This is a genomic window from Vibrio cincinnatiensis DSM 19608 (assembly GCF_900167345.1).
Lineage (GTDB): Bacteria > Pseudomonadota > Gammaproteobacteria > Enterobacterales > Vibrionaceae > Vibrio > Vibrio cincinnatiensis.
Window position 1 is genome coordinate 184,786 of record NZ_FUXB01000001.1, and the last position, 24,097, is coordinate 208,882.

Sequence of the window (24,097 nt, forward strand, 5' to 3'; positions counted from 1 at the left end):
AGAGAGGAAAGGTCGTATTAATAATAAAAATAGCCGGTGAGTTTGCCGCCCATTTCTTCTTGCTGCCAATGTTGATAGCGAACTTCACTGCGTATCGCCCAGTGGCGATCTAAGCTCCAGTTCCAGCTTAAGTTGATTTGGCTATGATGATCCGCATCACTATTCAATAGTGATAAATATTGTCCTTGCAAACCCACGCGGTGTTTATCTGCAACTTGCCAGAGTAGCCCAGCTTCAACGCCTATGCCATAGTTGACTTGATGCTCGGTCAATTCTCCGTGGTTAATAGCGGCAGAAAGGAGCGCGTAAGAATGAATCCCTTGTGTTTCTCCCCATGCTTGTCCATAACCACCTTGCACAAACCAACGCCCTTCACGTTGATTATCATTCGGTTGACGATCAAACCCGAGGCGTAGGTTCCAAGCCAAACTAGAAAACACACTTTGGTTAGGAGCAACGGTCATCGCATCTAATAAATACAGCCTTTCTAAGCGGCTGGTTTGATGCTCATCATGGCTCAGTTGCAAATCTAAAAAGCTAATTTGAGCTCCTGGGATAAACCCTTCTTGAGAGTCTAATAAGTCGTGATAAGCCGCTCGCCACTCGAGATTGATTGTTGAGGGAGTCTGTCGCCAATATTGTCCGCTGAGCCCTAACCGTGCGGAACCATGTCCTTGTTCCGGTGACACGCTCGGCGTGGGAACGGGAGTAAAGGGAGACGGAGTGTTTAATTGACTGCGTAGATACAATAGTTGTGTTAGTCGTTTGGCGGTCAGATCTCGCTCTAAACCTTGATCGTAAAGTTCAAAATTGAGCCACTCATAGGCAAATTCATAAATGGCGGCCAACTCTTCGGTCGTGAACTGATCAAGGGGGGGGAAGTCTCCTTGTTTAGCTTGCTGCGCCGCGGAAAAAATATCAGGAGACACTTGTTTTGACTGATGCAATAACCGAGTTCCAAAAGATTCTCGATAGCGAGGTGTCGAAATGAGTCCTCGTTTTGCTAAAGCGCCGACAGTATCTGAAGGAATGGCTTGCAGTGGAAAATCTTTCACTAACTGGAGATCATCACGAGCCAATTCTAATAAAGCCAGTAATTGATAAGAGCAATTTTCATCTAAGAAGTAGTAATCGAACTCGGCCTGTTGCATTTCCCATAAATGTAGAAGGACTCGTTCTACTTCTTGCTCGGTTAAATTGAGCGGATATTCCCAAATATCACGGGATTCAATATCGTTATATTCCCGAACTTTACGGTAATAGGGCATGACGGTAAATCGCCCTGGATAAGCACCAAACAAACCTTTAATGGCATACAGCGCAGCATTGTCGTTACCTTCAGGCTCGGCGGCAAAGTTAATGGCAAAGGCGACCAATTCTTTATGGCGAGTTTGATCTTTGGCATCAATTCGCAGCAAAGTATGACCAAACATGGATGAAGGGTTATTCATAAACGCTGTCGGGAAGATTAAGGTCATTCCTGCTGGGTCAAGTACCGTTTTCCAATTATCTAATTCTGGGCAGTCAAGGTTTACCTCTACATTACCCCGTTGAGATTCAATCCAACGGTATCGGGCTGGATAAGTACAACGTGTTTGATTCGCCACGGTGGCATCTTCATGATAAAGCAGGCTTAGTGTGGCTTGTAATTCCGCCTCAGGAGAGATCTTACCATTGGGGGCTAGAAAAAATTCACTGGAGTCAACGGTGCTGCGATACCCTGACAGATAAGAAGGCAAATAATGCCCAAGCTTTAACCAATATGGATGCTGAGCGAGGGAGACCGTATCCAAGTTTGAGTGTGCCAATACGTTAGTACTGAACATCAGCCCGTTTGTCAGGAAACAGAGAGAGAGTAAAGTGCGACGATATATAAAAGGAAATCTCATGCCAATAACGTTATTATGTTAGGTTGTTCTGACCAATAAAAAGTGCCCTTAACGGGCACTTAGAAAGTTTCTTGAATACGGAGCTGGCCTGATTAACGTCGGGGAGCTCGTGCGCAATCAACTTAGATTGTGTAAGCAGATAGAGTTTGATCTTGTGCAACTAGAGTATTTAGATTAGTAAATACTTCTTGTGAAGTAACATTTTCAGACTGGAAAACCTGTGCAAAGTTTTCTTTTGCCATTTGGTTAAACGTTGCTTTATCTGCGTCTTGAATACCCCAAACTTCAGAAAGTGTTGCTAGAGTTTCACCTTCACCACGTGCGATATCACGAGCTAGGTTGTCTAGGTTACCATCAATAAACAGTGCTAGTTTTTGTGCAGAGTTAATGGTGCCAGTGCCATCACAACCTAGAGTACCAAAAGTGATACCAAACGTTTGGTTACCAGAAGTACCGTTGGTTGTTGCGCCAAGAACTTTAAACACTTTACCTTGCTGACCATCAAAGATCATTGTACCCAGACCACAACCAATGTCTGAGTCTGCCATAGCCGCGTTGGAAAGAGGAAGTACCGCTAGAGCGGCCACTGCAAGTAATTTTTTCATAAGTTTCCCTTATCATTATCATTTTTGCGTCAATACCCATGAAGCGTCCTGTCTTATTTGCTTTTTGTCATTAATTACAGAAAACCGCTAAAAAGGAGGCATTCACATCTATTGAACGCGGCTATAAATATATGAAATCAACTGCATTTTCAACTAGAAATAGTGATTTCATTCACTTTTTTTGCTGATTTTGTTGCATTGGTTCCGTTGTAAATGTGTCTGAGGGGCATTGATGGCGTTATAAATGGATCAGCAAAGGTCATTTCTTTTTTATAATTGCGTACCGAATCCGGCAGATTATTAAAGAAATTCTTGCCAAAATTAATGTTTAGGCACATATTCATTGGCAGCAGTCTGGCCATTTAGGTTAGAATAAGCAGCCATGCTGTTGCCCGTTAATAAGGCAACAGAGCGAATAGATAAGTGTGGAGATACAAGTTTGATCAATGTTTTCCTTGTAGATGATCACGAGCTGGTTCGCACAGGGATACGACGTATTATTGAAGACGTCCGTGGAATGAACGTAGTAGGGGAAGCTGATAGCGGTGAAGATGCAGTAAAATGGTGCCGTAGTAACCATACTGATGTCGTATTAATGGATATGAATATGCCCGGTATTGGTGGCTTAGAAGCAACCAAGAAAATTTTACGTCTGAATCCAGATGTGAGAATTATCGTACTGACGATTCACACTGAAAACCCGTTTCCAACCAAAGTCATGCAAGCTGGTGCCGCTGGTTATTTAACCAAAGGGGCAGCGCCAGATGAAATGGTGAATGCGATTCGTATCGTCAATAGTGGCCAGCGGTATATCTCTCCGGAAATAGCCCAGCAAATGGCATTAAGCCAATTTTCACCAGCCTCTGAAAACCCATTTGCCGGCCTGTCTGAGCGTGAGCTTCAAATCATGATGATGATTACTAAAGGGCAGAAGGTAACGGAAATCTCAGAACAATTAAATTTGAGTCCTAAAACAGTCAATAGTTATCGTTATCGTCTTTTTGCCAAATTGGACATCAGCGGTGATGTAGAGCTAACACATTTAGCGATTCGACACGGGATGCTCGACACCGAGAAGTTGTAGTGCCTGATTTTGATTCTCTCGCCTTTTTAAAAACAGTAACCAATCAGCCCGGTGTTTATCGTATGTATAACGCCGATGCTGAAGTGATTTATGTTGGTAAAGCAAAAGATCTCAAAAAGCGTCTATCCAGCTACTTTCGCAGTAAAGTTGATCGTGAAAAAACACGAGCGTTAGTCAGCCATATCCATAAAATTGATGTAACGGTTACTCATACTGAAACAGAAGCGCTTATCCTTGAACATAATTACATTAAGCAGTATTTACCCAAATACAATGTATTATTGCGTGATGATAAATCTTATCCTTATATTTTTATCAGTGCTCATAAACACCCTCGACTATCTTTGCATCGCGGCTCGAAAAAGCGTAAAGGGGAGTATTTTGGCCCTTACCCCGACTCTGGGGCGGTACGTGAGACACTGCATTTAATACAAAAGATTTTTCCGGTGCGTCAGTGTGAAGATACGGTATATCGCAATCGTGTTAGACCGTGTTTAATGTACCAAATTGGTCGATGTGCAGCCCCTTGTGTTACTCAAATTATTTCAGATATAGAGTATGCTGAGCTGGTTAACTATGTGCGCCTATTTTTGCAAGGGAAAGATAACCAAGTATTAGAAGTGCTGGTTGAGAAGATGGAACAGGCCAGTATGGCTCTGCGCTTTGAAGACGCGGCAAAATATCGAGATCAAATTCAAGCTATTCGTCGAGTTCAGGAGCAGCAATATGTTTCTGATGATTCGATGGAAGATATGGATGTCCTCGGCTTTTCTGAAGAAAAAGGGCTTGCCTGTATTCATATTTTAATGATTCGCCAAGGAAAAATCTTAGGGAGTCGTAGCCACTTTCCTAAAGTGCCGCATCATACCGATCAGCAAGAAGTCTTTGAAAGCTTTTTAAGCCAGTATTATCTCAGTCATAATGAAGCTCGAACCCTTCCTAACCGGATTATTCTCAATGATGGATTATTGAGTGATCCTTTACCGTTGCAGGCTGCATTAACTCAGTTAGCTGGGCGTAAAGTCACTTTCCATGTTAACCCTTCAGGAGTTCGTGGCCGATATTTAAAGCTCTCTAATACCAACGCACTGAGTGCCATGACGGCAAAAGTTAATCACAAAATGACCATTAGCCAGCGATTTAAAGCGCTTCAGAGTATTATTGGATTAGACCACATCATGCGCATGGAATGCTTTGATATTTCTCATACCATGGGGGAAAGTACGGTTGCATCTTGCGTTGTCTTTAATCAAGACGGCCCTGTGAAAGCAGAATATCGGCGCTACAATATCACTGGAATTACCGGAGGGGATGACTATGCCGCCATGGGGCAGGCTCTCGAAAGGCGTTATGCTAAACAGCTCGATATTGATAGAATACCTGATATCATTTTTATTGATGGGGGTAAAGGGCAGCTCAACCGTGCGCATGAGATCCTTCGTCAATGTTGGCAAGACTGGCCTAAACGCCCGATTCTTATTGGTATTGCGAAGGGCGTAACTCGGAAACCTGGATTAGAGACGCTGATCACAACAACGGGTAAAGAATTTAATCTGCCTAGTGATGCACCAGCATTGCACTTGATTCAACATATTCGAGATGAAAGTCATAATCATGCCATTGCAGGGCATCGTGCTAAACGCGGGAAAACTCGTCGAACCAGTTCACTAGAAGGGATTGAAGGTATTGGTCCTAAACGCCGACAGGCGTTATTAAAATATATGGGCGGTCTGCAAGAACTGAAACGAGCAACTGTCGAAGAAATCGCCAAAGTGCCTGGTATTAGTCATTCTTTGGCAGAAAACATATACCAAGCATTGAAACAATAGCAAAAATGCCGCACCATAAAGGCGCAACTAATAAGAGCCTAAAAATATGCGTTTTAACATCCCTAATATCTTGTCTTTATTACGACTTTTCCTCATTCCGGTATTTGTCGTCGCATTTTACCTACCATACAGTTGGGCCCCATTTGCCGCTGCAATGATCTTTTGGGTCGCTGGATTTACGGATTGGCTAGATGGGATGTTAGCCAGAAAGCTTGGTCAAACTTCTCGGTTTGGAGCCTTTATTGATCCCGTTGCAGATAAAGTCTTAGTGGCGACAGCATTGATCCTTATCACCGAACATTATCACTCTATTTGGATCACCATCCCTGCGGTCACCATGATTGGCCGTGAAATTATCATTTCGGCCTTACGTGAATGGATGGCTGAAATTGGCAAACGAGCCAGCGTCGCGGTGTCTTGGATTGGAAAAGTGAAAACCTTAACGCAGATGTTTGCGCTATGGGTACTCATTTGGCGTTATGACGACTGGATGGTATGGATGGGGTATATCGCAATCTACATTGCAACGATCCTTACCTATTGGTCAATGATGCAATATTTAGCGGCGGCTAAAGGTGATCTATTAAATGAAGAGCATCACTAACACCTAATTCATTCAATGCGACGACAATACTGTAACCCCAACATCATGTTGGGGTTTTTTATTTGTTCTGGAGTAAGAAAAGAGTAAAAGAAAACAAGCCAGTCAATGACTGGCTTGTTTCTATGGTATCTGTTTGGGTCGTAATCTGGGGGGCGGCATTTCTTTTCCCGCACTAAGCCTACGACAGCGTTCCCTGTGGCTGCAAATTTATTTGGTTTGCTGCCCTTCAATGGGAACAACGCTACTGGCATGAAATCCCTTTGGGCCTTGTTCAACTTCATAAGCAACTTGTTGACCAGCTTTCAGTGTACGATAGCCATCCATCTGAATGGTTGAGTAATGAGCAAAAATGTCATCATTTCCACCTTCTGAGCAAATGAAACCGAACCCTTTAGCATTGTTGAACCATTTTACTGTACCTGTAGCCATGCTATACATCCCTCATGCATTTTGTTACTGATGTTGTTTACAGAAACCTTCGTTCTTGTAGTCCATGAACAAGGGTTCTTAGTGTGAATCTTATTCAGGTGATACCAAATATTAAGTCACTAATTGACCAATGTAGTCAATGATAGCCCACAGTCAATAGGATAAAGGTATAAAGATAGCGACTTTTATAAGCAAGTCACTTTATCGAGATGAATCGGTTGGCTTCGTTTTATTAAAAAATAGCGGTGGATTGATCTAAATAGTGAGGATAAATGCAATTGGATTTGCAAATAGCAATGCATATTGTGAGTTTGTTTGCATATTCTGCTGGTTTTTTGAACGCTTGCACAAGGAATCAAAGAGGAATAGCAATGTTTTATTTGCAGCGTTACCATTGCTGGATTAGTCTCTAAGTAAGGGTTGTTTTTCACCTGAACAGACAGCAAGTTAAGTGTATAGAAGACGCTGATGGATGGGATGACAATGTGTGATAATTTGAGAAACACTCTGATATACGGTCGGCATGAGTAAAAACTTTGAATGGGTGGCTCCAGGCTCAGATCTACTGGAGCAAAAAAAGACCGAGGTAAGACCCCCGGCAATGTATCACGTAGTACTCAATAATGATGACTACACCCCGATGGACTTTGTGATTGAAATCCTTGAACGTTTTTTCTCAATGGATATTGAAAGAGCAACACAAGTTATGCTCAGGGTGCATTATGAAGGAAAAGCCATTTGTGGCACATTTACTGCAGAAGTTGCAGAAACAAAGGTAGCGCAAGTGACCATGTACTCAAGGGAAAATGAGCATCCGCTTTTGTGTACTATGGAACAAGCTTAGGCTTGTAACGCAATGTGGTTGTTCCTTAAGGAGGCCTTATGCTTAATAAAGAACTAGAGTCGAGTCTAAATGGCGCGTTCGCTCGAGCGCGAGACAAAAGACATGAATTTATGACCGTCGAGCACCTCCTACTTGCATTGTTGGAAAATGATGCAGCGAAGGACGCATTATTAGCCTGTCAAGCCGATATCAATGCACTACGTCAAGAGCTTGATCTGTTTATTGATCAAACGACGCCGCTTATTCCAGCTAACGATGAAACACGAGAGACACAGCCGACACTCAGTTTTCAGCGAGTGTTACAACGAGCGGTATTTCATGTGCAGTCGTCTGGGCGCAATGAAGTGACGGGGGCCAATGTTCTGGTTGCTATTTTTAGTGAGCAAGAGTCCCATGCGGCGTATTTATTGAAGAAAAACGATATTAGCCGACTGGATATTGTTAATTATATTTCCCATGGGATTACCAAAACTTCGGGTGCAAGCGAAGATCCCGCTTCCGATTCTTTTGGTTCTGGAAATGTTGAGGAATCGAATACGGATGAACGATTAGAAAGTTTTGCAAATAACCTTAACCAACTTGCTAAACAAGGGCAAATTGACCCCTTAATCGGTCGAGATAAGGAACTTGAACGCACGATCCAAGTCTTGTGTCGTAGGCGTAAAAACAACCCTCTTTTAGTGGGGGAGGCAGGGGTCGGTAAAACGGCGATTGCTGAAGGACTTGCTTGGCGAATTGTTGAAGGGCAAGTACCGGAAGTGATCCAAAATAGTGTCATATATTCGCTCGATATTGGCTCCTTATTGGCGGGTACGAAATATCGTGGGGATTTTGAAAAACGGTTTAAAACGATCCTAAAGCAATTAGAAAAAGAACAAGATGCGATTCTTTTTATTGATGAAATTCATACCATTATCGGCGCGGGTGCGGCCTCCGGTGGGCAAGTAGACGCAGCGAATCTGATTAAGCCATTATTGAGTAGTGGCAAATTACGTTGTATTGGTTCAACAACTTATCAAGAGTACAGTACTATCTTTGAGAAAGAGCGAGCTTTATCGCGTCGCTTCCAAAAAATTGATGTTTTAGAACCTTCATTAGACGATACCACGAAGATCTTAATGGGCTTAAAGCCCAAGTATGAAGCTCACCATGATGTTCGCTATACCAACAAAGCGCTACGAGCTGCGGTAGAACTGTCGGCGAAGTACATTAATGAGCGTCATTTGCCAGACAAAGCCATCGATGTTATTGATGAAGCGGGGGCTAGAGTACGTTTAATGCCTGCCAGCCGACGCAAGAAAACCGTTGGGGTTGCAGAAATTGAAGCTATGGTCGCTAAAATGGCGCGAATTCCTGAAAAATCTGTCTCTTCATCCGATAAAGACATTTTGAAAAATCTTGATAAGAAGATGAAAATGTTGGTATTTGGTCAAGATCAAGCGATAGAAGTGTTGAGCGAGTCGATCAAACTGACTCGAGCGGGGCTGGGTTCCGATAATCGTCCTGTTGGTTCATTCTTGTTTGCGGGTCCGACAGGGGTGGGGAAAACGGAAGTGACTGTACAGCTATCGAAGCTGTTGGGTATTGAACTGCTTCGCTTTGATATGTCTGAATACGGTGAACGTCACTCGGTTAGCCGCTTGATAGGCGCTCCTCCTGGCTATGTCGGTTATGACCAAGGTGGTTTATTAACGGATGCCGTGATTAAGCACCCTCATGCGGTGGTATTGTTGGATGAAATTGAAAAAGCGCATCCAGATGTCTTTAACTTACTGCTACAAGTTATGGATAACGGCACATTAACCGATAATAATGGACGTAAAGCGGATTTTCGGAATGTTATCCTAGTCATGACGACAAACGCAGGTGTGGCGGAAACCGTGAAACAATCCATCGGTATGATTCAACAAGATCATAGTCACGATGCGATGGCAGAAATTAAAAAAGTCTTCACACCAGAATTTCGTAACCGATTAGATCATATTATCTGGTTTAATAGCTTAGATGAGCGGGTTATTCATCAAGTGGTCGATAAATTCATTGTTGAACTGCAAGTTCAATTGGATGCACGAGGGGTTTCACTTGAAGTCTCTGAAGATGCAAGACATTGGCTTGCAATCAAAGGGTATGACCGAGACATGGGAGCTCGTCCTATGGGGCGAGTTATTCAGGATAAATTGAAAAAACCACTGGCAAATGAGTTATTATTTGGTTCATTGGTGGATGGTGGAACCGTCAAAGTAGACCTTAGCGATGATCAATTAACCTTTAAATACTTAGGCTCTCGAGAAGAAGTCGTGAACTAAGTTTCTGTTAACGATAATAAAAAGCGCACAAGTAATAGGTGCGCTTTTTTTGTCTAAGTTATTGGCTGTTAAGCCATACTCTTATGCAACAAAAACGGAGCTTACCGCTCCGTTTTTGTTGCATTCGACAATCAGAGATTAACGAGCGCGGAAGACGATGCGACCTTTAGATAGATCGTATGGAGTCATCTCTACAGTAACTTTGTCACCAGTAAGAATACGAATGTAGTTTTTACGCATTTTACCAGAGATGTGAGCTGTCACTACGTGACCATTTTCTAGCTCAACACGGAACATTGTGTTTGGAAGAGTATCAAGGACAGTACCTTGCATCTCAATTACGTCTTCTTTAGCCATTTAATCCTCTTTAGAAATTTGGCGAAAATAATCAACGGCGCATTCTGCCGTTAAAAAAACAATATGTAAAGTTGGGGCGTATTCTACCCTTGCCAACGCTGTTTGACTAGCTTTTGATTTGGCTGAAAGCGTACTTTGTAATTCATAGCAGGGCATTCATCAATTTGATAGCCTAAATAAAGCCATTGTTTCTCCATGCGTTTGCATAATTCAAGCTGGATGAGCACCGCTAAGGTGCCTAAGGAAAGTGGGCTATCTGGGTCAAAGAAGGTATAAAAAGCGCTGGCGCTGTGAGGTAAGATATCGGTAATGGCAATAGCAACAAGGCGGTTGCAGACATAAAGATGTAAGTACTGTGTTTCCAACCAGTTTGAACGTGCAAACTTATCAAATTCATCTTTGCGAGGTGGATACATGCTCCCTTCTTTATGACGAGCTTCAATATAACGAGCGTAGAGGGGGAACCAATTTTCATCCATGGTTGGTTTCAATTGCCATTGAATGGTTTGAGCTTTGTTTAGCCACCTTTTCTGGCTTTTTGAAGGGGAAAAATCAGGGACAGAAACACGTAATGCTTGGCAAGCCGAGCAATGATCACAATAAGGTCGATAGATGATATCCCCACTACGGCGAAAGCCATTTTCAAGAAGCTGTTCATAATGTTTGCTATTTTTCAGCGCAGGATCCAGTGTGACAGCAACACGTTCCATACGTTCCGGTAGATAGCTGCATGGATGATTATCGGTAAGGCCGACTCGAATTTGTTGTAATTCTGGACTCATACTCTCTCCTCTGATGAATCCACGAATGGACAAGGTAACCACTGTGGCTGAAAACAAGATTCAGAGACAGATTCCTCTCTTAAGGTTAGCAATGATTGCATAAACTGGCTCCGTGGTAATTCTGTTGCCCCTAATGATTGCAGATGGGGATTCATAACTTGGCAATCAATTAATTGACCTTGGTGGCGAGAAAAATGCTGGCAAAAGGCCCAGAGTGCAATTTTAGAACTATTGGTCGTGAGGCTAAACATGGACTCTCCACAAAAAAGTTGTCCGACCTCAATACCATAAAGACCACCGACTAATTTCTCATGTTCCCAGACCTCAACGGAATGGCAAGCTCCTTGTTCTGCCAAGCATTGATAAGCGTTACGCATTTCATGGTTTAACCACGTTTCTTCGGCTGGGCGTACAGCAGCACATAACTCGATAACACGGCTTGTCGCACGGTTTAGGCTAATGTGATAGTGGTGTTTTTTTTGAAATTTTTTCACACTTTTGGCGGGTTTAAATGTCTTAGGATTAAAGACTGCTCGAGGAGAAGGGCTCCACCAGAGAATGGGCTCTCCTGGTCCATACCAAGGGAAAATACCCTTGTGATAAGCAGACAAAATACGCCTTGGTTGTAAATCACCCCCATAGGCAAGCAAACCATTCGGATGGCTGAGTGCTGAATCAGGGGAGGGAAAGGTAAAGCTGTCCGCCGCCAACTCGGTAAGGTAAATTGTCATTGCTCACCCACTTATTTGAATAGGAGTACAAAATGAGAACATGGATTTGGATCTTATTGATTTTTCCACTATTTGCCAATGCCGCTTATCAACGAAACCAAGCTCGGCCTGTTAATGATGTCGTTTTTGGTCAGGTGGAAACCGTTCGTTATATTTCTCAACAAGAAATCATTCAGTCAAAAGCAAAAGGGTGGGAAACGCTACTTGGTGCCGTTGTTGGGGGATTGGTAGGACACCAGTTTGGTGACGGAAGAGGTAAACAGGTTGCAACCACGGTTGGAGCTTTAGCTGGCGCCAATATTGCCTACCAGCAAGGAAAACAAACGTTTCATGCCGAATATACCTTGGTTGAAATCTTAATTCGTACCTCAAAAGGCGATCTTATCGATGTAATTCAAGATGTCGATAGTCGAATGTTATTTCATCCTGGGGATCGAGTGCGGATTTTATACTTTGATGATGGAGTGCGCGTTGATAAAGAAAGGTAGCCAAAAAGAGAAGGCTATTTTCTTTGGAAAGGCTGATTAACACTAGCGATTTTAGGTTATTTTGGGTAGTCTGCATGTACGAAAAATTTTTACTGCGCTAGATAAAATAGGCATAGTCGCAGTGCAAGGAAACACAATTTTAATGGAAAGCCTGACGTTACAACCCATTGCAAAAATTCATGGTGAAGTGAACCTTCCCGGTTCAAAAAGCGTTTCGAATCGAGCGCTTCTTTTAGCTGCACTAGCCAGCGGCACCACTCGGTTGACTAACTTGCTTGATAGTGACGACATTCGGCATATGCTGAATGCATTAAAGCAATTAGGTGTCGTTTACCGCCTTTCAGAAGATAAAACAGAATGTGAAGTGGACGGGTTAGGAAAACCCTTTGAACAATCACAACCACTAGAACTTTTTTTAGGCAATGCTGGAACGGCAATGCGCCCGTTAGCGGCTGCGCTTTGTCTGGGGCAGGGGGAGTTTACCTTGACGGGTGAACCCAGAATGAAGGAACGTCCGATTGGTCATTTAGTTAATGCTTTGCGTCAAGCAGGGGCTCAGATTGATTACTTGGAAAATGAACAGTATCCGCCACTTCGTATTCGTGGTACGGGTTTAAAAGCTGGGCAAGTTTCTATTGATGGTTCTATCTCTAGCCAGTTCTTGACGGCATTTTTGATGTCTGCGCCTTTAGCTGATGGGGAAGTGATCATCAATATTGAGGGGGAGTTGGTTTCTAAACCCTATATTGATATTACGTTACATATCATGCAGCAATTTGGTGTCCAAGTGATCAATCATGATTACCAACAATTTGTGATTCCTGCTGGTCAATCTTATGTCTCTCCCGGACATTTTTTAGTTGAGGGGGATGCTTCTTCGGCGTCTTATTTCTTAGCTGCAGCTGCGATTAAAGGCGGTGAGGTTAAAGTCACGGGCATTGGTAAACATAGTATCCAAGGGGATATTCATTTTGCTGACGCCTTAGAAAAAATGGGCGCTGAGATTGAATGGGGGGATGATTATGTGATTGCTCGCAGAAGAGATCTTACCGCCGTTGATCTAGATTTCAACGCTATTCCCGATGCGGCGATGACAATCGCAACAACGGCCTTGTTTGCGAAAGGCACGACAGCAATTCGTAATGTTTATAATTGGCGAGTGAAAGAAACGGATCGTTTAACGGCGATGGCGACCGAGTTGCGTAAGGTTGGGGCAACCGTTGAGGAAGGCGAAGATTACATTATTATCACGCCACCTACGGTATTGAGCCATGCTGCGATTGATACCTATGATGATCATCGCATGGCGATGTGTTTCTCATTGGTTGCATTGAGTAATACTCCTGTGACGATTAATGATCCGAAATGCACATCGAAAACCTTCCCAGATTATTTTGAAAAATTTGCAGAGCTCAGCCATTAATTGAATGGAAAGTAAAAGCCTCGTGTGAGGCTTTTATTATTTTTGTAGTGAAAATTCTTTAGAAAGTTGGTGAGCTAAATACTTAAACATATTAAATACGGCGGTCGTTTTCTCGGTGGGTAGCCCTTCATCATTTAGAAAATAAGGCCCTTTAAAAACGAACACCCCTTCTTTTTCTTCCACGTTATCAGCTCGCATCCCTTCAATATATTGTTCGTGATCTTGAATAAGCTGATTGGCAATCAGCAGTAAATCGAATTCACTAATAGGTTGTTTCTCGTTCATGCTTTATCCCTACTCTGTTTGATGCACAGTGTATGATTGTGACACGTAAAAACCATGATCGAAAACAGGAAAACTAAGATTCAGTTATCATGCGATTTTGTGATTTGTCCCATGTTTCCTTTCTTTATGGTCGCATCCCAGCAAGACTCTCATTAGTATGTGCGGTTTTCGCACTAAGAAAGTTATATCGTCGATTTGTCGAGCAAATAAGCGCTTTTTTATAAAAACAAGTTGATCTTCTGCTTGTCTGGCTCGATAGTAAAAAAAGAAGCAATATTTTAGAACATCATGCGATTTATTATTCGCATCGTGATTAAGGGCATTTGAGTCAATTATGGGTAAATCACTTGTTATAGTGGAGTCACCAGCCAAGGCAAAAACCATCAATAAGTACCTTGGTAAAGACTTTATCGTAAAGTCTAGTGTCGGTCATGTACGCGATCTGCCTACTGCTGGTCAAACTGGTACAGCGAAAAAGAAGGCTCCATCTACAGCGAATAAACAACTGACTGTAGAAGAAAAAGAACGCTTAAAAAAAGAGAAAGAGCGTAGCGCCCTAATAAAGAAAATGGGAGTTGACCCTTTTCATGGCTGGGAAGCTAATTACCAAATTCTTCCCGGTAAAGAAAAAGTGGTGAGCGAACTGCAAAAACTCGCCAAAGACGCCGACTGCGTTTATCTCGCAACCGACTTGGACCGCGAGGGAGAAGCCATCGCTTGGCACCTTCGTGAGATCATCGGTGGCGATGAGAAGCGATACAAACGAGTCGTCTTTAACGAAATTACCAAAAATGCCATTCAGCAAGCCTTCCAACAACCTGGTGAGCTGAACATGGACGGGGTGAATGCGCAACAAGCCCGTCGATTTATGGACCGTGTGGTAGGCTTTATGGTGTCTCCGCTACTTTGGAAAAAAGTTGCGCGAGGGTTGTCTGCCGGACGTGTTCAGTCTGTTGCGGTTAAATTGCTTGTTGAACGTGAACGAGAAATTAAAGCGTTTGTGCCGGAAGAATTTTGGGATATTCATGCTGAGACAAAAACGCAGTCTCAAGATGATTTTCGCTTATTGGTGGCACAAAAAGATGGCGTAGCTTTCAAGCCTTCAAATGAAGCCGAAGCCATGGCGGCACTGTCTATTTTACAGAAAGCGGCTTATGAAGTATGCAAGCGAGAAGATAAGCCAACCAGCAGTAAACCTTCTGCACCATTTATTACCTCAACCTTGCAACAAGCCGCCAGTACCCGTCTTGGTTACGGCGTGAAAAAGACGATGATACTGGCACAACGCCTGTATGAAGCGGGTTATATTACCTATATGCGTACCGACTCAACGAACTTGAGTTCAGAAGCGGTTGATGCGGTTCGTCAGTATATTACGAGCGAATTTGGCGACGCTTATCTGCCAGGAAAACCCAACGTTTACGGCAGTAAAGAAGGGGCTCAAGAAGCACACGAAGCGATTCGTCCATCCAATGTGGCAGTAAAAACTGATGATTTGGAAGGTATGGAAGCAGATGCGCATAAATTGTACTCCCTAATTTGGAATCAATTTGTTGCCTGTCAAATGACCCCCGCTCAATATGACTCAACCACAATCAGCGTGAAAGCTGCGGAGTTTACCTTGAAGGCCAAAGGGCGAATTCTTAAATTTGATGGTTGGACTCGGGTACAACGTCCATTGGGTAAAAATGAAGACCAAATCTTACCGGCAGTAAAAGTGGGTGATAGATTGTCTCTTGAAAAGTTAGATCCCAAACAGCACTTTACTAAACCGCCAGCACGTTATACTGAAGCGGCCTTGGTAAAAGAGTTAGAAAAGCGGGGCATTGGCCGGCCTTCAACGTATGCTTCGATCATTTCGACCATTCAAGATAGAGGTTACGTTAAAGTGGATCAGCGCCGTTTTTATGCCGAGAAAATGGGCGAAATTGTCACCGACCGCCTCGATGGTAGTTTTGCAGATTTGATGAACTATGACTTTACCGCTCGAATGGAAGAGAAACTCGATCAAATTGCAGAAGGCGGTGCAAATTGGAAAAAAGTATTGGATGCTTTTTTTGCTGATTTTAGCGGCGATCTAGAGCAAGCGGAACAAGATGAAGAGGTGGGTGGAATGAAACCCAACCACATCGTTATGACCAATATTCTTTGCCCAACCTGTTCTCGCCCGATGGGGATAAGAACGGCCTCTACCGGTGTCTTCCTAGGTTGTTCGGGATACGCGTTACCACCCAAAGAACGTTGTAAAACCACCATCAATTTAGGTGATGAAGAGGGTATTATTAACGTACTTGAAGAAGATGTCGAAACAGCTGCGCTGCGTGCAAAGAAACGTTGCCCTATCTGCGAAACAGCGATGGATGCTTACCTTATCGATGGTAAACGTAAGTTGCATGTTTGTGGTAACAACCCGAACTGCGAAGGTTATATCGTGGAAGAAGGGGAATTTAAGGTCAAAGGTTACGATGGTCCCGTTGTTGAATGTGACAAATGTGGGGCCGATATGGTGCTGAAAACAGGGCGATTTGGTAAGTATATGGACTGTACCAATGATAACTGTAAAAACACGCGTAAGATCCTTAAAAGTGGTGAAGTGGCTCCACCAAAGGAAGATCCTGTTCATTTTCCTGAACTACCTTGTGAAAATTCGGATGCTTATTTTGTATTACGTGATGGTGCTTCAGGCCTTTTCTTTGCTGCGAGTAATTTTCCAAAATCACGAGAAACGCGTGCACCATTAGTCGAAGAACTTGTGCGCTTTAAAGATCGTTTGCCGGAGAAATATCAATATTTAGCTACGGCTCCCACCGCTGATCCTGATGGGCTCCTTGCGGTTGTTCGTTTCAGCCGGAAAAGTAAAGAGCACTATGTTCGAACCGAAATCGATGGTAAGCCATCCGGTTGGACGGCTCTTTATCAAGAAGGACGTTGGGACATTACGGACAAGCGTAAGAAAACGAAGTAGTAAAGCCGTGTATTACGATAAAGGCAGTCATTTGACTGCCTTTATTCGTTTTTAGGGTATGAATGATAAAAACTGATCTATTCTTTCCCTGTATTTAATGGCTTTATTTTATTTCTTTTCGTCAATTTTATTTAATTTATCTATGTTAGACGTCACGTTTTATGATTATTTATATGGTGGATTTTTTGATTTTGGGATCGAAACCGTGAAATAAATGTTAGGTTTTATGTGTTAAGACGCTCTTATTCTGTGAGCAAGGTTAGGAGTTCAACATCTCGTCTCTACTTCCAGCACAGAATACGCATTCGACATTTGTATTCCTACATAAATTCGATAGAGTAATAGACAACTGATTGCATTTTATGCTTGCTTTGGCTTCGGTTGACGGAGTGCAATAAGTAACTAAGGAAAGCGTCGTCATTCCCCCCCAATTTGACATGACGACAGACCAATGGAAACTAATGGAGAAGAATATGAGTGGTGTATTAGGAATGATTTTAGCTGGTGGTGAAGGCTCTCGTCTGATGCCATTAACAGAATCCCGTACAAAACCTGCCGTTCCGTTTGGTGGAAGCTATCGATTGATAGATTTTGCACTTAATAACTTTGTTAATGCTGATTTGATGCGGATTTATGTATTAACACAATTTAAATCTCAATCACTCTATTTACATATGAAGAAAGGGTGGAATGTTTCCAGTATCCGAGACCGGTTTATCGATTCTATTCCCGCCCAAATGCGAGATGGAAAACGATGGTATGAAGGTACTGCTGACGCCATCTATCAGAACTTACGCTTTGTGGAAATTTCTGAAGCCGATGATGTTTGTATTTTCGGTTCCGATCATATCTATAAAATGGATATTCGGCAGATGCTTGATTTTCACCGTCGAGTCGGGGCGAAGTTAACCGTTTCTGCACTGCGTATGCCACTTTCTCAAGCGTCACAGTTTGGTGTTATTGAAGTGGATGTTAACGGCAAGATGATTGGTTTTGAAGAAAAGCCTAAGCAGCCAAAGTCAATCCCCGGGGATCCTGAGTGGGCTCTGGTCTCGATGGGTAACTATATTTTCGAGACAGATACGCTTTGCAAAGAATTGCGCGAAGATGCGGTGAATGAGCAATCGAGTCATGACTTTGGAAAAGACATCATCCCCAAAATGTTTCCTAGTGGAGAAGTGTATGTGTATGACTTCTCAACCAATACCATAAAGGGTGAAAAAGGGGAAACCTATTGGCGTGATGTGGGTACCATTGAGTCTTATTGGTCCGCTCATATGGATTTATTGCAAAAAGATGCCCCATTCTCTTTATATAACCGTAGTTGGCCGTTACACACCTATTATCCACCATTGCCGCCTGCAACGTTTGTGGATATGGATGACAAAAAAGTGGAAATTACCGATAGCTTAATTTCCGGAGGAAGCTATGTTCAGGGCTCAACGATTTATAAATCGGTTCTCGGTTTTAGAACGAATATTGGTCCTGGCTCTTTTATTCATGAATCCGTAATTTTAGGTGATACAAAAATTGGTGCTGGGTGTACCATTAAACGCACTATCATCGATAAACATGTGGAGATTGCCCCAGGCACCATTATCGGTGAAGATTTAGAACTTGATAGACAGCGGTTCCATGTCTCTGATGAAGGAATCGTTGTGATAGCGAAAGGAACAAAAGTTGGATTCTAACATTGAAAAAATGAACGTTTGGTTTGTTGTTTCAGAAGCGGAAGGGTTAGTGAAAAGTGGTGGCTTGGCGGATGTAGCTAAGGCACTACCCAAAGCCTTGATGGATCTTGGTCATCAGGTAGCGATTGTGCTACCCGGTTACCGTACCATTGCTGGAAAGCAAGATTTACCCGTTATTCTTGAAACAGAGTTGCTGCATTGGCCTCATACCCGTTACCAAGTGCGTCAGAGTGAATTAGATGGCGTCCCTGTCTATTTGATTGATTGTGACGCCTATTTTGACCGCGCAGAGTTGTATGCTGAGCAAAATCATGCTTATCCAGATAATGGTGAGCGGTTTGGTTTTTTCTCTGCGGCTTGTTTAGATGTCTTACCTAAGTTATCGATTAAACCTGATATTATCCATGCGAATGATTGGCATACTGCGCTGGTTCCTTTCTTATTGAAAACGCGTTACCGCGATGATCATTATTACAATGGAATGAAAACAGTCTTAACCATTCATAACGCCATTTTTAAAGGTATTTTTTCTTACCATCAGTTGGAAATTATTCCTGAGTTAAATTTATCAGGGATGGAGTTTTTACAGTATGGCTATGATCATGTCAGTACCTTAAGAGCAGGGATCGCTTTTGCTGATAAAATTAATGCAGTTAGCCCGAATTACGCTTCGGAGCTTTTAACACCCTTAGGATCACACGGTTTGGTCGATGACTTTGTTCGTCGAGCGCGAGATCTGCACGGGATTGTCAATGGTTGTGATTATTCAGAGTGGAGTCCCGCGACGGATCGTTATATACCACAAACCTATAGTGCAGAAACGGAGTCTTTGAAAGCGGGGAAAGCAAGCAGTAAGCAAGCCCTTCAGCAGGAACTGGCATTACCACAATCTGAGATTCCCATGTTCGGGATGGTATGTCGATTAACGCATCAAAAGGGGTTTCACTACTTACTGCCCATTCTAGAGCCGTTTCTGCGAAATGAGGTGCAACTGGTTATCGTGGGTACTGGTGAGCCTCAAATCGCTGAAAAGCTGCATAAGATTGCTGCTATGTATCCAGATAAGTTTGCTTTTGTTGAAGCTTATAGCAATCGTCTTGCTCACTTGGTTGAAGCGGGTTCAGACTTCTTCATTATGCCGTCAGAATTTGAAGCTTGCGGGTTAAATCAAATATACAGTATGGCTTATGGAACTCTACCTATCATTCGAGAGGTCGGTGGGCTGAAAGACACCGTTCAAGACTATGATAAGTACCCTCAGCAAGCGACAGGGTTTGGTTTTCAGGATCCAACGCCAGCCGCCTTACTCATCACGATGCAAAGGGCTCTGCTTTTTTATCTGCAAAACCCAGATGAAATGCTAGCGGTTCAGTTAAGAGCGATGAATAAAGACTTTAGCTGGCATGACTCAGCGCAGGAATACTTAAAAATGTATCGAGCAGCCATCTTCTATTGATTGACGGATACCCAGAGAGCGCCTTGTGCGCTCTATTTCCTTTCTCATTAATCAAATCTACAGGCGTTTACACGGTTTTTTACAACTCCTCTAAAATTCTCTTGAGTAAATATGTTAGTCTTTTCACCAAAATCAATTTGAGTTGATGTGGTATCCATGCCTCAATGTTTGTTGTTTCATAAAGTGTATCCGCACCCCACGAGTAAAGAGTGGGTGGTGTTTATTCATGGTGCTGGGGGAAGTTCTTCTATTTGGTTTAAGCAGATTAAAGACTACAAACAGCATTTTAATTTGCTCTTGGTGGATTTGCGTGGGCATGGTAAATCACATCAATTGCTTAAAGATCTCTTCACACAGCGTTATACGTTTAAATCTGTAACACAGGATGTTTTGTGTGTCCTCGATCATCTCAAGATCCCTTCTGCACATTTTGTCGGAATGTCGCTTGGAACCATTATTGTCAGAAACATTGCTGAACTCGCGGTAGAGCGAGTGAGGAGTATGGTATTAGGGGGGGCGGTTACTCGGCTTAATATTCGCTCACAAGTTTTGGTGACACTGGGTCACCTTAGTAAACATATTATCCCTTATATGTGGCTTTATCGGTTGTTTGCTTACATTGTTATGCCGCAACCAAGCCAGAAAGAATCTCGTCACCTTTTCGTCAGAGAAGCTCAGAAGCTCTGCCAGCAAGAGTTTAAACGTTGGTTTACTTTGACGGCGGATGTGAATCCATTAATGAGATACTTCAAAGAGCGAGAATTACCGATCCCAACTTTATATGTGATGGGGGCGGGCGATTATATGTTCTTGCATCCGGTCAAAGAGATGGTAGCAGCACATCGACAAAGCCAATTAGTGGAAATTCCTGATTGTGGTCATGTGTGTAATATTGAACAGCCACGTGTGTTTAATCAGGTTTCGATTGATTTTATCCACCAGCAAAGCCATGAGTATGGTTTAGATCGTTGATGGTGTAATCGTTTTCTGATGATCACGTAAAATGATGCGAGAAATAAAACCAGCCAGCGTCTCTGCTGACTGGTTTGTGTATCGGTGATGAAAAAAGTGTAAATTAAGAGAGAGACTTCATCAACTCTTCACGTCGAGAGTGGGGAATTACCGACCAATGTTTTCCTTCAATGGCACCTTCTAAAGCCCAAAGTAGCTCTAGGCTCACCTCGGTAGAATGGCTCTGTTGGATGGCTTTATAGGCTCCTAAGGCTCCTTTTTGATGGAGCTGGTCAACGGAGTTTATCCCCGCTTTTTTCAGCATACGTTCTGTTGCGAGTCGCAAGTTGGGGAGATCCTTGAGTCGCTCAGGTTTTGATTGCTCTTGGTTCTCTCGCTCATCTTGAGCTATTTTTAGTACCATTTTCGCTTCATGCAAAATGGCTTGTGGATCATCCCAACACGCTTCTGGTAAAGCAAAGTACTTTGTCACAACGGGAAAGCCTCGTTTTTTATACACATAAGGTTGATAGCCTTGTTGCTTAAACTTCTCAGCTAACTCATCGTTCGCTCGCATATGTAGCTTGTCATTTACGACTAAAGCAAACATGGTGTCATCAACAAAAACACCAAAGCCGCCAAACATGGAACGTGACTTTACACGGCCAAGTTGTTCAAAAAGTCGCATTGAATCTTTTAATACGGGTTTATCCATGCTGTAAATCTCGGTGTATATAACTAATACGCCACCCACTCAGGTCCGAGAGTCTAGCAAAAAACTGCTTTCATTTCTCAATCAGGCGTTAACATCCTATTCATGCAGTTCTGCCATCGGTAACCCCGCTACCTACCAAACTGGTTTAGGCCGGAGGCTTTGCGTCCCATCCTTTCAGATGGTTTGCCCTGTACGTGACATTCGTGTCCTTAAGCATTAGTCGCCTAACACTTATCGCTATACAGTAATCAAAAAGTTGAACGAGCATCACATTTGGGTTGTTAAAATGTGACTTTGGTTCAACTTTAAGTTGCTGTATCAATGAAAGCAATACGAATTATGGTGATTTTCGTATTAAATCCATTGCCTATTAGACGAGCGAATCAACTTATGATTTTTTATTTAGATCTCTTACCGTATCGCGTTCAACAATTTCTGGGTGCATTTCAAAGGTGCGACGTTCATGTTCTTTATCTTTGATTCGCTCTAACAGAATTTCAAAGGCATTTTTACCAACCCGACGTTTAGGTTGGTGTACTGTTGTTAAGGGTGGAGAAAAATATTCCGCAAGTTCAATGTTATCGTAACCAATAATGGACATATCGTCAGGGACGCGCACACCTCGTTGCTGTAAACGGCTAATTAAGCCCAGTGCCATCGTATCATTAAAGCAAAAAACGGCAGTAGGGCGAGTATCCATGGCGAGAATTTTGTCTGCGGCTAACACGGCTGTGTCACACTCAAAGTTTCCTTCCAGAATCCAGTCCTCATTGACGGTTAGGCTGGCTTCGGCCATTGCCCGACGAAAGCCTGCAATACGTTCTTGGCAAGCGGCTTTGACAAAATGGCCACTAAGGCAAGCAATCGCTTTATGTCCTTTTTCAATGAGATATTTGGTTGCCAAGTAACCCCCTTCTTCAGAATTATCAATGATCTTATCGGCTTGTGAGGTTTCAGGCCCCCAATCCATGATCACTTTAGGAATATCTGGGTGGCTTTCGAGCATTTCCAGCAATTCTTCGGTCAAATCTGAACACATGACGAGCATGCCATCAACGCGCTTTTCTGCCAGCATACGAATATAGTCACGTTGTTTTTCATAAATACCGCCGGTATTACACAAAATCAGCGTATAACCTTGGCGATAGCAATAACTTTCAACACCATCAATGACTTCAGAAAAAAAGAGGTTGGTCGATTGAGTAACGAGCATACCAATTGTACGTGTCGTATTACATTTCAAGCTGCGGGCGACTGCGCTCGGTGCATAATTCAACTGCTTTACCGCATCAAGCACTTTCTCTTGTGTGGTTTCTGCAACAAAACGAGTTTTGTTGATGACATGAGATACGGTTGTGGTTGAGACGCCCGCTAAGCGTGCAACGTCTTTAATCGTGGCCATAAATTTATCCTATCAATGACTGCTGGAGCCATATAGGCTTTCTCTTTATGAAGAGCAGCAGTGGTTATTACCCAGTTTCCCGACCCTATAACGTGTAGAGGGAGGATATGAGGCGTTACGATGCGATAGGCGACGTTGACTTGATTACAATCACTCTAAAAAGAGCTAGTTGGCCTGTTGCTCGACGATAACGCTCAATGATTCGGGCATAGGCTGTAATTAGCCTAAAAGTAATAAAAACACAAAAACCGCTTTCAAATAGCGGCTTGTCTTTTTGCGTTCATTTTGTCAGTAACGAGCAGAATTTTAGACTGCTGCTGACTAACTCGCAATGAAATTTACCATCAAAATACGTTTTATTGACGCCAAATCGTTAGCAAACTTGCTAATTTGTGAGCGAGATAAGTATTTATTATCTTTAATATGACCTCATTGAGTCTGGCTATGTTCTGCTTTATCGTGGTGACTTACCCAATCTCGCATCGATTGCCAGATTAATCCCATCGATTCATACCAGTAGTGTTCTGTCTGTTCGATGTATTGTGCTTTAGGAATATATTTATCCCATGCTTGAGCAATATTCGTTTGGGCAAGATAATTGGTGGGGGCTGGAATGGGAGTTAACCCAGCGGAGTGAAATTCATTCATTGCTCGTGCCATATGGCTCGCTGAAGTGACCAGTACTAATTGTTTTTGCTGAACAAAGGCGGCGGCTTGTCTTGCTTCTTCCCACGTATCTTGCGCGGTTTCTAGTAAGATAATGTCTGATTTTGACACACCAAGGGCAAGAGCGACTTTCGCTAGCATTCTGGCATGGCTGAACTCACTGCCACCTGCATAACCGGATAAAATGAGTTTAGAGCCCGGATACATGTGTAAAATACGAATGCCTTCCGCTAAACGCATTAAGGCGGTTCGCGTTAATTCTGAGGTGGGCGGAATACTGCCATCCACGACATGCCCATTCCCCAAGACCATAACATAATCAACCGTACCATCAACAGGTAGAAAGGCACTATATTGACGTTCTAATGGCATTAAAAGACGGCTAGACAGGGGTTGAAAGGAAATCAGAAACAAACCGAGCAAAGAAAATAGCACCACGAGGCAGCCAGTTTTACGCTTGGCGGTAAACATGATCAGCATTAAGCCAATAAAACCGATGATCAGCAGTGCTGGCAAGGGCATAAGAAGAGAGGAAACGATTTTTTTCAGCTCAAACATAAACAAAATAGTCCGAAAAAACAGCACTTGATAATAA

General features: G+C 42.9%; 22 protein-coding genes and 1 riboswitch. Of the genes, 11 read left to right on the plus strand and 11 right to left on the minus strand.

From position 1 onward, the window contains the following. Nucleotides 1–17 precede the first annotated feature (17 nt). From B5D54_RS00875 to B5D54_RS17415, 3 genes are all read right to left on the minus strand, one after another. A complete protein-coding gene (locus B5D54_RS00875; RefSeq protein WP_254847070.1) occupies nt 18–1,826 on the minus strand; it encodes an Lnb N-terminal periplasmic domain-containing protein in 1,809 nt (602 codons plus the stop codon). Between the two features lie 185 nt (nt 1,827–2,011). Then, complete coding sequence (locus B5D54_RS00880) at nt 2,012–2,494, minus strand: DUF3015 domain-containing protein (RefSeq protein ID WP_078924588.1); 483 nt, start codon at nt 2,492–2,494, stop codon at nt 2,012–2,014. A gap of 321 nt (nt 2,495–2,815) precedes the next feature. Then, entirely contained in the window at nt 2,816–2,941 is a 126-nt protein-coding gene (locus B5D54_RS17415) for a hypothetical protein (RefSeq protein WP_267490083.1), read from the minus strand. On the opposite strand from B5D54_RS17415, the gene uvrY reads away from it, so the two are divergent. The 3 genes from uvrY to pgsA are packed head-to-tail and all read left to right on the plus strand — an operon-like array spanning nt 2,934 to nt 6,011. After that, nucleotides 2,934–3,578 (plus strand): UvrY/SirA/GacA family response regulator transcription factor, encoded by a 645-nt coding sequence (uvrY, locus tag B5D54_RS00885; protein ID WP_078924589.1) that lies wholly within the window; start codon nt 2,934–2,936, stop codon nt 3,576–3,578. The two genes, B5D54_RS17415 and uvrY, sit on opposite strands and share 8 nt — an antisense overlap. Continuing rightward, entirely contained in the window at nt 3,578–5,407 is a 1,830-nt protein-coding gene (gene uvrC / locus B5D54_RS00890; RefSeq protein ID WP_078924590.1) for an excinuclease ABC subunit UvrC, read from the plus strand. The genes uvrY and uvrC overlap by 1 nt, the downstream gene beginning before the upstream one ends. A gap of 46 nt (nt 5,408–5,453) precedes the next feature. After that, entirely contained in the window at nt 5,454–6,011 is a 558-nt protein-coding gene (gene pgsA, locus B5D54_RS00895; RefSeq protein WP_078924591.1) for a CDP-diacylglycerol--glycerol-3-phosphate 3-phosphatidyltransferase, read from the plus strand. 207 nt (nt 6,012–6,218) lie between these two features. Here pgsA and cspD read toward each other — a convergent pair whose 3' ends face one another. Continuing rightward, nucleotides 6,219–6,440, minus strand: a complete 222-nt coding sequence (gene cspD, locus B5D54_RS00900; RefSeq protein ID WP_078924592.1) for a cold shock domain-containing protein CspD — start codon at nt 6,438–6,440, stop codon at nt 6,219–6,221. Between the two features lie 523 nt (nt 6,441–6,963). On the opposite strand from cspD, the gene clpS reads away from it, so the two are divergent. Both clpS and clpA read left to right on the plus strand, forming a co-directional pair. Beyond that, complete coding sequence (gene clpS, locus B5D54_RS00905) at nt 6,964–7,284, plus strand: ATP-dependent Clp protease adapter ClpS (RefSeq protein WP_078924593.1); 321 nt, start codon at nt 6,964–6,966, stop codon at nt 7,282–7,284. 38 nt (nt 7,285–7,322) lie between these two features. Further along, nucleotides 7,323–9,590 carry an ATP-dependent Clp protease ATP-binding subunit ClpA gene (gene clpA / locus B5D54_RS00910; RefSeq protein ID WP_078924594.1) on the plus strand — a complete coding sequence of 756 codons (2,268 nt, stop codon included), beginning with the start codon at nt 7,323–7,325 and terminating at the stop codon, nt 9,588–9,590. 138 nt (nt 9,591–9,728) lie between these two features. On the opposite strand, the gene infA is transcribed toward clpA, so the two are convergent. The 3 genes from infA to aat form a co-directional block, all read right to left on the minus strand. Further along, complete coding sequence (gene infA / locus B5D54_RS00915; RefSeq protein WP_001040192.1) at nt 9,729–9,947, minus strand: translation initiation factor IF-1; 219 nt, start codon at nt 9,945–9,947, stop codon at nt 9,729–9,731. An 83-nt stretch (nt 9,948–10,030) separates the two neighbouring features. After that, nucleotides 10,031–10,729, minus strand: coding sequence for an arginyltransferase (locus B5D54_RS00920; protein ID WP_078924595.1), 699 nt, complete (start codon nt 10,727–10,729; stop codon nt 10,031–10,033). Beyond that, the gene (gene aat, locus B5D54_RS00925) at nt 10,726–11,460 is read right to left on the minus strand and encodes a leucyl/phenylalanyl-tRNA--protein transferase (RefSeq protein WP_078924596.1); all 735 of its coding nucleotides are present in this window, start codon (nt 11,458–11,460) and stop codon (nt 10,726–10,728) included. Before aat ends, B5D54_RS00920 begins: the two co-directional genes overlap by 4 nt. A gap of 32 nt (nt 11,461–11,492) precedes the next feature. Here aat and B5D54_RS00930 point away from each other — a divergent pair, with 32 nt between their 5' ends. Beyond that, nucleotides 11,493–11,948, plus strand: coding sequence for an outer membrane lipoprotein (locus B5D54_RS00930; protein WP_078924597.1), 456 nt, complete (start codon nt 11,493–11,495; stop codon nt 11,946–11,948). 142 nt (nt 11,949–12,090) lie between these two features. After that, nucleotides 12,091–13,371, plus strand: coding sequence for a 3-phosphoshikimate 1-carboxyvinyltransferase (gene aroA, locus B5D54_RS00935; RefSeq protein WP_078924598.1), 1,281 nt, complete (start codon nt 12,091–12,093; stop codon nt 13,369–13,371). Between the two features lie 36 nt (nt 13,372–13,407). Here the strand turns inward: aroA and B5D54_RS00940 are convergent, their stop codons facing one another. Further along, nucleotides 13,408–13,656 carry a YciN family protein gene (locus B5D54_RS00940; RefSeq protein ID WP_078924599.1) on the minus strand — a complete coding sequence of 83 codons (249 nt, stop codon included), beginning with the start codon at nt 13,654–13,656 and terminating at the stop codon, nt 13,408–13,410. Between the two features lie 334 nt (nt 13,657–13,990). Here B5D54_RS00940 and topA point away from each other — a divergent pair, with 334 nt between their 5' ends. The 4 genes from topA to B5D54_RS00960 all read left to right on the plus strand — a co-directional run bounded on the left by topA (nt 13,991) and on the right by B5D54_RS00960 (nt 20,740). Beyond that, nucleotides 13,991–16,621 carry a type I DNA topoisomerase gene (gene topA, locus B5D54_RS00945; protein WP_078924600.1) on the plus strand — a complete coding sequence of 877 codons (2,631 nt, stop codon included), beginning with the start codon at nt 13,991–13,993 and terminating at the stop codon, nt 16,619–16,621. 437 nt (nt 16,622–17,058) lie between these two features. After that, nucleotides 17,059–18,312 (plus strand): glucose-1-phosphate adenylyltransferase, encoded by a 1,254-nt coding sequence (glgC, locus tag B5D54_RS00950; RefSeq protein WP_269117563.1) that lies wholly within the window; start codon nt 17,059–17,061, stop codon nt 18,310–18,312. A 1-nt stretch (nt 18,313) separates the two neighbouring features. Then, a complete protein-coding gene (gene glgA / locus B5D54_RS00955; RefSeq protein ID WP_078924716.1) occupies nt 18,314–19,768 on the plus strand; it encodes a glycogen synthase GlgA in 1,455 nt (484 codons plus the stop codon). Between the two features lie 156 nt (nt 19,769–19,924). Next, nucleotides 19,925–20,740: an alpha/beta fold hydrolase gene (locus B5D54_RS00960; RefSeq protein ID WP_078924602.1), complete on the plus strand. Its 816-nt coding sequence runs from the start codon at nt 19,925–19,927 to the stop codon at nt 20,738–20,740. A gap of 103 nt (nt 20,741–20,843) precedes the next feature. On the opposite strand, the gene B5D54_RS00965 is transcribed toward B5D54_RS00960, so the two are convergent. From B5D54_RS00965 to elyC, 3 genes are all read right to left on the minus strand, one after another. Further along, nucleotides 20,844–21,434: a TfoX/Sxy family DNA transformation protein gene (locus B5D54_RS00965; protein ID WP_078924603.1), complete on the minus strand. Its 591-nt coding sequence runs from the start codon at nt 21,432–21,434 to the stop codon at nt 20,844–20,846. Nucleotides 21,435–21,549: 115 nt separating this feature from the next. Next, nucleotides 21,550–21,632: riboswitch (cyclic di-GMP riboswitch) on the minus strand. Between the two features lie 190 nt (nt 21,633–21,822). After that, on the minus strand, nt 21,823–22,836 hold the full coding sequence (purR, locus tag B5D54_RS00970) for an HTH-type transcriptional repressor PurR (protein WP_078924604.1): 1,014 nt from the start codon (nt 22,834–22,836) through the stop codon (nt 21,823–21,825). A gap of 429 nt (nt 22,837–23,265) precedes the next feature. After that, entirely contained in the window at nt 23,266–24,087 is an 822-nt protein-coding gene (gene elyC / locus B5D54_RS00975) for an envelope biogenesis factor ElyC (protein ID WP_115174000.1), read from the minus strand. Nucleotides 24,088–24,097: the final 10 nt, after the last annotated feature.